Here is an 11,991-nt window from a genome sequence, read left to right as displayed (position 1 = left end):
TCTGTCAAGACATCGGTGCTGTACGAATTTGTTTCACGCGAAGACGCGAAGAGGTTGCGCCTGCCGCGCAGCGGCCTTCTCTCTGGGCGACGCGGCCGGCTGCCTCCCTTGCCGAAGAAAGGGGTCTGTCGGCCCGAACCAGTGCCTTCGCGTCTTCGCGTGAAATATTCTAACGCGATCTTTGCGCATCAGAACCCGCGCTGCTGTCGCCGCCCAATGCGCGGAACAGCGCGATTCGCGTGCTGACGAGCAGCAGCTGCATCCCGATCTCGCTCCGCCGCGCCGCATAAAGGCTGCGCTGCGCGTCGAGGCTGGCGAGGAAGCTGTCGACGCCGCCCTTGTAGCGCGCGTCAGTCAGCATTGCGGTGTCGGCGGCGGCAGAGGTGTTCGCCGCCGCAGCGCGGACGCGCTCGGCGATCGTGCCCTGCACCGCGAGGGCATCGGCGACCTCGCGGAACGCGGTCTGGATCGCGCCCTCATAGCTTGCGAGCGCGGCATCGCGCTGCGCCTTGGTGACGTCGACCCCTGCGCGGCGGCCGCCGAAGTCGAAGATCGTCGCGGTGGCGTCGCCGCCGACCGACCAGTTGAACGAGCCGCCGTCGAAGAGACTGCCGAGCGCGTCGCTCGCGAAACCGAGCAGCCCGGTGAGCGAAATCGTCGGAAACAGCCGCGCGCGCGCGACGCCGATGTCGGCATTGGCGGCGCGCAGGCGATATTCGGCCTCGATCACATCGGGGCGGCGGAGCAATATCTGCGAATTGACCCCGGCGGGGAGCGAGACGACGCCCGGCGTCACCTCGGCGAGGCCCGCGGGGAGAAGACCGCGGTCGATGTCGCCGCCGACGAGCAGCCGGATCAGATTTTCGTCCTGCGCCAGCGCGGTCTTCTGCTGCGCGATCGAATCCTCGGCGGTGGCGAGAATCTGTTCGGCCTGGCGCAGGTCGGTGCGCGGCGCGACCCCGCCGTCGAGCCGTGCCTGCGTCAGCCGGACATTCTCGCGCGCATTGGCGGCGGTGTCCTCGGCGATCTTCAGCAGATCGCGGTCGGCGCCGTAAGTGGCCCAGGCGCTCGCAAGATCGGCGATCAGCGCGACGCGCACGGTGCGTGACGCGGCCTCGGTCGCGAGCGCGCTGTTGCGGTCGGATTCGGCGGCGTTGGCGAGGCGGCCGAACAGGTCGAGCTCGAACGCGGTGACGCCGCCGCGCAGCGAGAAATCCCCCGCGCCGCCGCCGGTACCGCCATTATCGGAATAGCCCGCCCCCGCGCTGACCCCGAGCGCGGGGAACTGCCCCGCGCGGCTGACGCGTGCCTGCGCCCGCGCGGCGGCGACATTGGCATAGGCGGCGCGAAGGTCACGGTTGTTGACGAGCGCCCGATCGACGAGGCTCTGCAATCGCACGTCGGTGAACACCGTCTTGTACGACAGTAGCGGCAACGCTTCCTCGCTCTGGAGGAGATAGGCGTCGCCGACCGGCCAGCTCTGCGGCACCGGCGGTGCCGGCAGCACCGTCTTCGGTGCGAGCGAACAGCCCGCGAGCAGCAAGGACGCGGCGATCAGGAGCGAAGCAGGCTTCATGTCGCCGCCTCCCGTCGGGTTCTGCGCTTCTCGATCCGGCGCCGGACCGCCGCGAGCCCGTCGCGCACGCCGCGGCGGACCAGGACGAAGAAGAGCGGGATGAAGAAGATCGCGAGCAGCGCGGCGGTCAGCATGCCGCCGATCACCGCGGTGCCGATCGCGACGCGGCTGTTCGCGCCGCCGCCGGTCGCGATCGCGAGCGGCAGCACGCCGAAGATGAAGGCAAAGCTCGTCATCAGGATCGGGCGGAGACGGATGCGCGCCGCCTCGACCGCGGCCTCGATCACGCGTTTGCCCTTTTTCTCTTCCTGCTCGGCGAACTCGATCATCAGGATCGCATTCTTCGCCGCGAGCCCCATCGTCGTGAGCAGACCGATTTGCAGATAAACGTCATTCTCGAGCCCGCGCAGCGTCACCGCGAACACCGAGCCGACGAGCCCCAGCGGAATGACCAGCAACACCGCGAGCGGGATCGACCAGCTTTCATAGAGCGCCGCGAGGCACAGGAAGACGACGAGCAGCGACAGCGCATAGAGCAGGGGCGCCTGCCCCGACGACAGCCGTTCCTGATAGGAGGAACCCGCCCACGCGACGCTGGTGCCGGGGATTTCGGCGGCCATCCGCTCCATCTCGTCCATCGCTTCGCCCGAGCTCGTGCCGGGGGCCGGCTGGCCCGAGATTTCGAAGGCGGGCACGCCCTGGAAGCGCGAGGTGCTGCTCGGCGTCGTCGACCAGCCGATTTTCGAGAAGGCCGAGAAGGGCGACATCTCGCCGTCCGACGAGCGGACATACCATTGGCCGAGATCCTCGGGCTTGGCGCGATATTGCGCGTCGCCCTGCACATAGACGCGCTTGACGCGGCCCTGGTCGATGAAGTCGTTGACATAGCGGCCGCCCCACGCGGTCGCGAGCGTGTTGTTTACATCGCTGTTGGTGAGGCCGTACGCCGTCAGCCGCTGCGAATCGATGTCGATCTTGAGCGTCGCAACGTCGGGAAGGTCGGAGAGGCGCACCGACGTCAGCTTCGGGTTGGCGTTGGCGGCGGCGAGCAATTTCTCCCGCGCGGCGACGAATTCGTCGCGGCTCATCCCGCTGCGGTTCTGGAACTCCATCGTGAAGCCCGACGCATCGCCGAGCCCGCGCACCGCGCCCGGAACGAGCGCAAACACCTGCGCGTCGCGAATCCCCGACAACGCCTTGCGCGTCCGCTCGGCGATCGCGTCGGCGGTGTTTTCCTTGCCCGGTCGGCTGTCCCAGTCGATCAGGTTGATGAAGCCCTGCCCGGTATTCTGGCCGACCGCGCCGCCGCCCCCGCCGCCCGCGACGAGGAAGAGCGCGCCGACATTCGCCTTTTCCTCGGTGAGCAGATATTTCTCGATCTGGTCGCGCACCTGCAGCGTGCGCTCCTGCGTCGCGCCCGCAGGCAGGCGGAACTGGATCTGGACGCGGCCCTGATCCTCGTTCGGCAGGAAGCCGCTCGGCAGCCGCAGGAACATTACCGCAAGCAGGACGAGGATCAGCGCATAGATGCCGAGGAACAGCCATTTGCGGTCGACGACCTTGGTGACGCTCCCGACATAGGCGTTAACGGAGCGGTCGAACCAGCTGTTGAATCCGTCCTGTGCGCGTTTCATCGCGGCGTGGGCGCGCGGGAAGCGATCCGGCTTGTCGGGCGCGTCGCCGTGCGTCTTCGGCTTGAGCAGGGTCGAGGTCAGCGCCGGGCTCAGGATCAGTGCGACGAGCACCGACAGCGCCATCGCCGAGACGATCGTGACCGAGAATTGGCGATAGATGACCCCGGTCGAGCCGCCGAAGAAGGCCATCGGCAGGAACACCGCCGACAGCACGAGCGCGATGGCGATCAGCGCGACCTGCAGCTCCTTCATCGACTGGATCGTCGCCTCGCGCGCCGACATGCCGGGATTCTCTTCCATCAGGCGCTCGACATTCTCGACGACGACGATCGCATCGTCGACGAGCAGGCCGATCGCGAGGGTCAGCCCGAACAGCGTCATCGTGTTGATGCTGAAACCCAATATGTAAAAGACGCCGAAGGTGCCGAGCAGCACGACGGGCACCGCGATCGCCGGGATCAGCACCGCACGCCAGCTTTGCAGAAAGACGAACATCACGACGATGACGAGCAGGATCGCCTCGAACAGCGACTTCTGCACTTCGCTCACCGACAGCTTGATGAAGGCGGTCGCGTCGTTGGCGTAGCTGTAGGTGAGCCCGTCGGGGAAATCGGCCGAGAGTTCCTCCATGCGCGCCTTGACGCGGTCGGCGGTTTCGAGCGCGTCGGAGCCGGGCGAGAGCGAGATCGCCATGCCCGCGCCCGGATGGCCGTTGATACGGACGATCGTCGCATAGCTTTCGGCGCCGATCTCGACCCGCGCGACGTCCTTGATCCGCACGCTCGACCCGTCGGGGAGCGTCTTCAGCACGATATTTTCGAACTGCTCGGCGGTCTGGAGGCGCGACTGCGCGGTGACCGTCGCGTTGAGCATCTGGCCTTGCGGCGCCGGCGTGCCGCCGACCTCGCCCGCCGCGACTTCGGCATTTTGGGCGGTGATCGCGGTGACGACATCGCCGGGCATCAGCGACACCGCGGCGAGCCGCTGCGGGTTGAGCCAGATGCGCATCGCGTGCGGCGAGCCGAAGACGTTGACGTCGCCGACCCCCTCGACGCGCGACAGCGGATCCTGGATGTTCGACGACAGGAAGTCCGACACGTCCTGAAACGAGCGCGTGTCGGTGGTGTCATAGACGCCGACGAGCAGCAGCGTATCCGAATTGGCTTTGGTGACGCGAATGCCCTGGCTCTGCACCTGCGCCGGCAGGCGCGAGATCGCCGAGGCGATCTTGTTCTGGACCTGGACCTGCGCGATGTCGGGATCGGTGCCCTTGGCGAAGATGGCGGTGATGGTCGCCTGCCCGCGCGAGCTGGATTGCGAGCTGAAATAGAGCAGGCCGTCGATCCCGGTCAGCTGCTGCTCGAGTACCTGCGTGACGCTGTTCTCGATCGCCTCGGCGGAGGCGCCGGGGTAGGTCGCGCGGATGTTGACCTGCGCGGGCGCGATGTCGGGATATTGCTCGATCGGCAGCGCGCGCAGCGCGCCGAGTCCGCCGAGCATGACGATGATCGCCAGCACCCAGGCAAAGATCGGCCGGTCGATGAAGAGACGCGACATGGGGGCCTATTTCCCTTTTGCTTCGCCCTTGCCCGCACCTGCCCCCAAGCGCTGCGGACTGCCGGCTGGAACCGGCTTGACCGGCGCCCCCGCCTTGAGATTGCCGACCCCCTGCGTGATGACCTTGTCGCCGGGCTTCAACCCGCCGGTGACGACCCAGTTCGGCCCGACGGTACGCTCGGCGACGATCTTGCGCCGCGCCGCCTTATTGTCCTTGCCCACCAGATAGACGAACGCCGATCCGTCGAAATCGCGCTGCACCGCCGCTTGCGGGACCAGTATCGCGAACGGGTTGACCGCCTGGTCGAACAGCGCGGTCACGAACATGCCAGGCAGCAGCAGCCCCTGCGGATTGGGGAAGCGCGCGCGCAGCGTGACGGTCCCGGTGCCTTCGTTGACCGTGACCTCGGAAAATTGCACCGTGCCGGCAAAGCCATAGTCGCTGCCGTCCTCCAGCTTCAGCCGGACCGAGGTGCTGCCGGGGGTCACTCCGCCGCTCGCCAGCGCCTGGCGCAGCCGCGTGAGGTCGGCGCTCGATTGCTGCATGTCGACATAGATCGGGTCGGTCTGCTGGATTACCGCCAGCGGGGTCGCCTGGTTTGCGCTCGCGAGCCCGCCCGGTGTCACCAGGCTGCGTCCGATACGCCCGCTGATCGGCGCCGACAGCGTCGTGTAGCGCAGGTTGATCCGCGCGGTTTCGAGCGCGGCGGCGTTCTGCGCCACCGCGGCGCGCGCACTGCGCGCCTGCGCGAGTGCGTCGCTGTAATCCTGCTGCGATACCGCCTGGATCTTGGCGAGCGGTTCGAAGCGCTTGGCTTTCTCTTCGGCCGCCTGCACGCTGGCGCGCGCGCTCGCGAGGTTCGCGGCGGCCTGGTCGACCGCCGCCTGATAGAGGCTGGCGTCGATCTGGTAGAGCGGCTGGCCGGCGCGCACGAAGCCGCCCTCGGTGAACAGACGGCGGCGGATGATGCCGTTCACCTGCGGCCGGACCTCGCTCGTCTCGAAAGCGACCGTGCGCCCGCCGAGCGACGTGGTCAGCGGCACCGGCTCCTGCTTGACCACGACATAGCCGACCTGCGCGGCGCGATTGCCGCGGCCTTCCTCTTGCTTGCCCGAACAGGCGCCGAGCGAAAGCGTCAGGGCGCACAGGGCTCCGATCAGGAGCGGCGGCTTCGTCATCGTCATTCGAAAAATCCGTCTCGGGTTAGGCCGGGCGGCGGGGGAGTAAAGCGTCGGATTCGGGCTATTCAGCCCATCGCATTGCCCCATGCAAGCGCTTTCAGGCACTTGCGACAAAGTGCGACAATTTGGGTGCGTTGCAGATCAGGCGGGGACGAGAAGCGTCCGGCTCTCGCGCACCTCGCCGTCGAGCCAGTCGATAAAGGCGCGGATGCGCGGCTGCGGTGCGACGTCGCGGTGCAGCGCAAGCCAGAAAGCGCGCGCGATCGTCTGGTCGGGGCGCACGCGGACCAGCGCGGGATCGTCGCCCGCGAGGAAGCAGGGCAACACGCCGACCCCTGCGCCGCCGGCGATCATTCGCCGCTGCGCGAGGATTGACGAAGAGCGGACGTTCGCGCGAAGGCCCGGCTCGATCTCGCCGAGATAGTCGAGTTCGGGCGCATAGAGGATGTCGGGCATATAGCCGATCACCGGAATGCCCGCGCGCGACAGCGGCGCCGCGGCGACCGCATCCTGCCAGTCGGGCCGGTCGGCGGGGGCGTAAAGGCCGAGGCTGTAGTCCGACAGCTTGCGCGTGATCAGCGGGCCTTTTCTGGGCCGTGCAAGCAGCACCGCCATATCGGCCTCGCGCCGCGAAGGATTGAGGAAGCCTGACGAGGCGACGAGGTCGATCTCGAGCTCCGGATGCGCCGCGACGAATTTGCCCAGGCGCGGCGCGATGAAACTGTTGCCGAAGCCTTCGGAGACGCTGACGCGGAGTTGCCCCGACAACGCCGACCCGCCCGGCTGCGCCGAATGGATGCGCGCCGCCGCCGCCGCCATCGCTTCGGCGTGCGGAACGAGCGCCCGGCCCGCCGCGGTCAGAACGAACCCCGTCGGCGCGCGTTCGAACAAGGTCTGCTGCAGCGCGGCTTCCAGCGCGCTGACCTGGCGGCTGACGGTCGTCGCATCGACATGCAGCGCCGCCGCCGCGCGCGCGAGCGTGCCATGGCGTGCGACCATCAGGAAATATTGCAGCCTGTCCCAGTCCATAACCTGCAAATATGCAGGGTGACTCTGCAAGTCTATCCCTTGCAATCGCCCCGCAACTCGGCTGTGGCAGCGGCAACATCTTACGGGAGATTCGGATATGCGACAGATCGACCATCACATCGTCGGCGGTTCCGCCGGCTCCGCTCGCTTCGGCGACGTCCTCGACCCCAACAACGGCGGCGTGCAGGCGCGGGTCGCGCTCGGCGACCGCGCTGTTCTCGACCGCGCCGTCGCCGCTGCCAAGGCCGCGCAGCCCGCCTGGGCCGCGACCAACCCGCAGCGCCGCGCACGCGTGATGTTCGAATTCAAGCGGCTCGTCGAAGCCAATATGAACCAGCTCGCCGAAATGCTGTCGGCCGAACATGGCAAGGTGATCGCCGATTCGAAGGGCGACATCCAGCGCGGCCTCGAGGTCATCGAATTCTGCTGCGGCATCCCGCATGTGCTGAAGGGCGAATATACGCAGGGCGCCGGGCCGGGCATCGACGTCTATTCGATGCGCCAGCCGGTCGGCATCGGCGCGGGTATCACCCCGTTCAACTTCCCCGCGATGATTCCGCTGTGGATGGGCGGCGTCGCGACCGCGGTCGGCAATGCCTTCATTCTGAAGCCCAGCGAGCGCGACCCCTCGGTCCCCGTGCGCCTGTCGGAACTCTTTCTCGAAGCGGGTATGCCCGAAGGCATTTTCCAGACCGTCCATGGCGACAAGGAAATGGTCGACGCGATCCTCGATCATCCCGACATCGGCGCGGTCAGCTTCGTCGGTTCGTCGGATATCGCGCATTATGTCTACAATCGCGGCGTCGCGAACGGCAAGCGCGTGCAGGCGATGGGCGGCGCGAAGAACCACGGCATCGTCATGCCCGATGCCGATCTCGACCAGGTCGTGAACGATCTGACCGGCGCGGCCTTCGGCTCGGCGGGCGAGCGCTGCATGGCGCTGCCGGTCGTCGTTCCCGTCGGCGAGGACACCGCAAACCGCCTCCGCGACAAGCTGATCCCGGCGATCGAGGCGCTGCGAGTCGGCGTGTCGACCGATGCCGAGGCGCATTACGGCCCCGTCGTGACGCAGGCGCACAAGGACAAGGTCGAGGGGTGGATCGCGAAATGCGCTGACGAGGGCGCCGAACTCGTTGTCGATGGCCGCGGCTTCACGCTGCAGGGACATGAAAAGGGCTTCTTCGTCGGCCCGACCCTGTTCGACCATGTCACGACCGACATGGAAAGCTACAAGGAGGAAATCTTCGGCCCGGTGCTGCAGATCGTCCGCGCCCCCGATTTCGAGACCGCGCTCGAATTGCCGTCGAAGCACCAGTACGGCAACGGCGTCGCGATCTTCACCCGCAACGGCCACGCGGCGCGCGAATTCGCGGCGCGCGTCAACGTCGGCATGGTCGGCATCAACGTGCCGATCCCGGTGCCGGTCGCGTACCATAGTTTCGGCGGCTGGAAGCGGTCGGCGTTCGGCGACACCAACCAGCACGGCATGGAAGGCGTGAAGTTCTGGACCAAGGTCAAGACCGTCACCGCGCGCTGGCCCGACGGCTCGCCCGACGGCGGCAACGCCTTCGTCATCCCGACGATGGGGTGAGCCGGGCCGGTTCGGCGCTTTCCCGTCATCGACGCGCGAGGGTCGCCGGGCTATGGTCGCGCTGCCGCCATCGGGGTGGTGCCATCAGGGGAGAACAGACATGGATATTCGCTTTGTCGCCGCCGCCGCCATGCTGCCGCTTGCCGCCTGCGCCACGATGGGTGACGGAACCGAACCGGCGCCCGCGCCTCCTCCGATGACGTGCAATGCCGACGGCGGCGCCTCTTTCGTCGGGCAGACCGCAACGCCCGAGGTCGGCGCTGCGGTGCTCAAGGCGACCGGCGCGCGCACCTTGCGCTGGGGCCCGCCGCGTTCGGCGATGACGATGGATTACCGGCAGGATCGCGTGAACATCATGTATGACGACGCCTACAAGATCGAGCGGGTCACCTGTGGCTGATCCGGCGCGTCGCAACCACAGCTCTGCCTCGCCTTTCGAACCCGTCTATGGCTACAGCCGTGCGGTTCGGGTGGGGAATCGCATCGACGTCGCGGGCTGCGCGCCGATCGAGCCCGACGGCACCTCGACGCCGGGCGACGCGGGCGCGCAAGCGGCGCGCTGCCTGACGATCATTCGCGAGGCGCTCGAAGCGCTCGGTGGCTCGCCTGCCGACGTCGTGCGCACCCGCATGTACATTACCGATCCCGCCGACGCCGATCTCGTCGGCCGCGCGCATGGCGCGATGTTTGGCGATATCCGCCCGGCATCGACGATGCTCGTCATCCCCGCCCTGATCCGCCCCGAGTGGAAAGTCGAAATCGAAGCCGAAGCCATTTTGTCGGACTCGTCATGCTGACGAAAGTCAGCATCCATTCGGCGCTTTGTCGGGAGGCGCAAATTGCGCGAGCGGTATCCGTGCGTGTATATCATGGCGAGCGGCCGTCACGGCACCATCTACATCGGCGTGACATCCGACCTGATGGCGCGCATTCATCAACATCGCGAAGGCCTGACAGGCGGCTTCACCAAGCGTTATGGCGTAAAGCGGCTCGTCTTCTACGAGATGCACGGCTCGATGGATTCGGCGATCACGCGCGAAAAACAGCTCAAGGCGTGGAAGCGGGACTGGAAGATCGCCCTGATCGAGAAGGAAAACCCCTTTTGGGAGGATCGGGCCGTCGGGCTCGGCTTTTCGCCTTTACCCTAGTTCGGAATGGATGCTGACTTTCGTCAGCATGACGCAAGAGAAAAAGAAATGACCGACCAGTTCCAGCTTACCGACGACCAGCTCGCCATTCAGGATATGGCGCGCAAGTTCACCGCGGACCGCATCACGCCCTTCGCTGCCGAATGGGACGAGAAGAGCCACTATCCCGTCGACGTGTGGAAGGCCGCGGGCGAGCTCGGCTTCGGTGCGATCTACGTCGCCGAGGAATCGGGCGGCATCGGGCTCGGCCGGTTGGAAGCCGCGCTCATCATGGAGGCGATGGCCTATGGCTGCCCCGCGACGAGCGCCTATGTCTCGATCCACAATATGGCGACGTGGATGATCGACCGCTTCGGCGGCGCCGGGATCAAGGCGCGCTTTCTGCCCGACCTCGTGAGCATGGAAAAGATCGCGAGCTATTGCCTGACCGAGCCGGGGTCGGGGTCCGACGCCGCGGCGCTCAAGACGACGGCGAAAAGGGACGGCGACCATTATGTGCTGAACGGCACCAAGCAGTTCATCTCGGGCGCCGGGGTCAACGACATCTATGTCTGCATGGTCCGCACCGGCGAAGAGAAGTCCAAAGGGATTTCCTGCCTCGTCGTCGAAAAGGATACGCCGGGCCTCAGCTTCGGCGCACCCGAGAAGAAGCTCGGCTGGAACGCCTCGCCCACCGCGCAGGTGATCTTCGAGGATTGCCGCGTGCCGGTGGAGAATCTGGTTGGCGCCGAGGGCGACGGCTTCCGTTTCGCGATGGCGGGGCTCGACGGCGGCCGCCTCAATATCGGCGCCTGCTCGCTCGGCGGCGCGCAGCGCTGCCTCGACGAGGCGATCGCCTACACCAAGGACCGCCAGCAGTTCGGCCAACCGGTCGCCGATTTCCAGAACACCCAGTTCATGCTCGCCGACATGGCGACCGACCTCGAAGCCGCGCGCGCCCTGCTCTATCTTGCCGCGGCGAAGGTGACGGCCAACGCCCCCGACAAGTCGCGCTTCTCGGCGATGGCAAAGCGGCTTGCGACCGACAATGGCAGCAAGATCGTCAACGACGCGCTCCAGCTGTTCGGCGGCTACGGTTATCTGAAGGACTATCCGATCGAGCGTTTCTGGCGCGACCTGCGCGTCCATTCGATCCTCGAAGGCACGAACCAGGTGATGCGGATGATCGTCGGAAGGGATCTGCTGCGCCAATGACCCCTCATCACACAGACGATGTCTTGATTTCGACCGATGGCCGGATCGGCCGTCTGTCGCTCAACCGCCCGAAGGCGATCCACGCGCTCAACCTGCCGATGTGCGAGGCGATGATCGAGGCGCTGCTCGAATGGCGCGATGACGACGCCGTCGAGGCGGTGATCGTCGACCATAGCGAGGGCCGCGGCTTCTGCGCCGGCGGCGACATCCGCATGCTGGCGGAGAGCGGTGCGAAGGACGGCGTCGAAGCCCGCGCCTTCTTCCACACCGAATATCGCCTCAACCATCTGCTGTTCACCTACGCCAAGCCCGTCGTCGCCTTCATGGACGGCATCACTATGGGCGGCGGCGTCGGCATTTCGCAGCCGGCGAAATATCGCGTTGCGACCGAGCATACGCGCTTCGCGATGCCCGAGACGGGGATCGGGCTGTTCCCCGACGTCGGCGGCGGCTGGTATCTGCCGCGCCTCGAAGGCCGCGTCGGCGTGTTCCTTGCGCTTACCGGCGCGCGGCTCGATGGGGCGGAATGTTTGGCGCTCGGCCTCGCGACGCATTATCTGCCGTCGGAGAAGCTCGCCGAGGCGAAAGAGCGCATCGCGCAGCACCCCGACCGTATCGGTGGCATATTGGGCGAACTGTCGGTCACCGCGCCGCCTGCCGCGATCACCCACCAGATCGACAAGATCAACCGCCTGTTCGCCAGCGACACCTATGAGGACATCCTCGCCGCGCTCGAAGCCGATGGCGGCGAATGGGCGGAGAAGGAACTTGCGGCGCTGCATTCGAAATCGCCGCAGACGTGCAAGGTCGCGCTGCGCCAGCTGAAGGAAGGCGCCGCGATGCACGACTTTGCGGCGCAGATGACACAGGAATATGCGATCGGCAGCCGCGTCGTGCGGATGCACGACTTCATCGAGGGCGTCCGTGCGCTGATTATCGACAAGGACAACAGCCCGAAATGGGACCCGCCGACCGCAGAGGCCGTCACCGAAGACTGGATCGACGCAATTTTCGAGCCGTTGCCCGAAAAAGAGAAATGGACCCCGCTCGCCTAGATCGTCGCCCCCGCGAAAGCGGGGG

10 protein-coding genes are annotated in these 11,991 nt (G+C 66.7%); 6 read left to right on the top strand and 4 right to left on the bottom strand.

The annotated features are described in order from the left end of the window. Positions 1–169: 169 nt before the first annotated feature. The 4 genes from J1N50_RS09730 to J1N50_RS09715 form a co-directional block, all read right to left on the bottom strand. The gene (locus J1N50_RS09730) at positions 170–1,576 is read right to left on the bottom strand and encodes an efflux transporter outer membrane subunit (RefSeq protein WP_215353341.1); all 1,407 of its coding nucleotides are present in this window, start codon (positions 1,574–1,576) and stop codon (positions 170–172) included. Further along, positions 1,573–4,767: an efflux RND transporter permease subunit gene (locus J1N50_RS09725; RefSeq protein ID WP_215353340.1), complete on the bottom strand. Its 3,195-nt coding sequence runs from the start codon at positions 4,765–4,767 to the stop codon at positions 1,573–1,575. The genes J1N50_RS09730 and J1N50_RS09725 overlap by 4 nt, the downstream gene beginning before the upstream one ends. Before the next feature lie 6 nt (positions 4,768–4,773). Continuing rightward, positions 4,774–5,952 (bottom strand): efflux RND transporter periplasmic adaptor subunit, encoded by a 1,179-nt coding sequence (locus tag J1N50_RS09720; protein ID WP_215353339.1) that lies wholly within the window; start codon positions 5,950–5,952, stop codon positions 4,774–4,776. 138 nt (positions 5,953–6,090) lie between these two features. Continuing rightward, positions 6,091–6,978, bottom strand: a complete 888-nt coding sequence (locus tag J1N50_RS09715; protein ID WP_215353338.1) for a LysR family transcriptional regulator — start codon at positions 6,976–6,978, stop codon at positions 6,091–6,093. A gap of 97 nt (positions 6,979–7,075) precedes the next feature. On the opposite strand from J1N50_RS09715, the gene J1N50_RS09710 reads away from it, so the two are divergent. From J1N50_RS09710 to J1N50_RS09685, 6 genes are all read left to right on the top strand, one after another. After that, positions 7,076–8,569, top strand: a complete 1,494-nt coding sequence (locus tag J1N50_RS09710) for a CoA-acylating methylmalonate-semialdehyde dehydrogenase (RefSeq protein WP_215353337.1) — start codon at positions 7,076–7,078, stop codon at positions 8,567–8,569. A 100-nt stretch (positions 8,570–8,669) separates the two neighbouring features. Next, on the top strand, positions 8,670–8,969 hold the full coding sequence (locus J1N50_RS09705) for an I78 family peptidase inhibitor (RefSeq protein ID WP_215353336.1): 300 nt from the start codon (positions 8,670–8,672) through the stop codon (positions 8,967–8,969). Next, positions 8,962–9,366 (top strand): RidA family protein, encoded by a 405-nt coding sequence (locus tag J1N50_RS09700; protein WP_343227863.1) that lies wholly within the window; start codon positions 8,962–8,964, stop codon positions 9,364–9,366. The genes J1N50_RS09705 and J1N50_RS09700 overlap by 8 nt, the downstream gene beginning before the upstream one ends. A 42-nt stretch (positions 9,367–9,408) precedes the next feature. Beyond that, positions 9,409–9,717 carry a GIY-YIG nuclease family protein gene (locus tag J1N50_RS09695; RefSeq protein WP_246553321.1) on the top strand — a complete coding sequence of 103 codons (309 nt, stop codon included), beginning with the start codon at positions 9,409–9,411 and terminating at the stop codon, positions 9,715–9,717. A 48-nt stretch (positions 9,718–9,765) separates the two neighbouring features. Next, positions 9,766–10,911 carry an acyl-CoA dehydrogenase family protein gene (locus tag J1N50_RS09690; protein ID WP_215353334.1) on the top strand — a complete coding sequence of 382 codons (1,146 nt, stop codon included), beginning with the start codon at positions 9,766–9,768 and terminating at the stop codon, positions 10,909–10,911. Next, complete coding sequence (locus J1N50_RS09685) at positions 10,908–11,966, top strand: enoyl-CoA hydratase/isomerase family protein (RefSeq protein ID WP_215353333.1); 1,059 nt, start codon at positions 10,908–10,910, stop codon at positions 11,964–11,966. The genes J1N50_RS09690 and J1N50_RS09685 overlap by 4 nt, the downstream gene beginning before the upstream one ends. The last annotated feature ends 25 nt before the right edge of the window (positions 11,967–11,991 follow it).

Source organism: Sphingopyxis soli (assembly GCF_018682675.1).
In the GTDB taxonomy this organism is placed as follows: domain Bacteria; phylum Pseudomonadota; class Alphaproteobacteria; order Sphingomonadales; family Sphingomonadaceae; genus Sphingopyxis; species Sphingopyxis soli.
The sequence above is the reverse complement of the archived record's forward strand: the minus strand, read 5'-3'. Positions and strand labels throughout refer to the sequence as shown.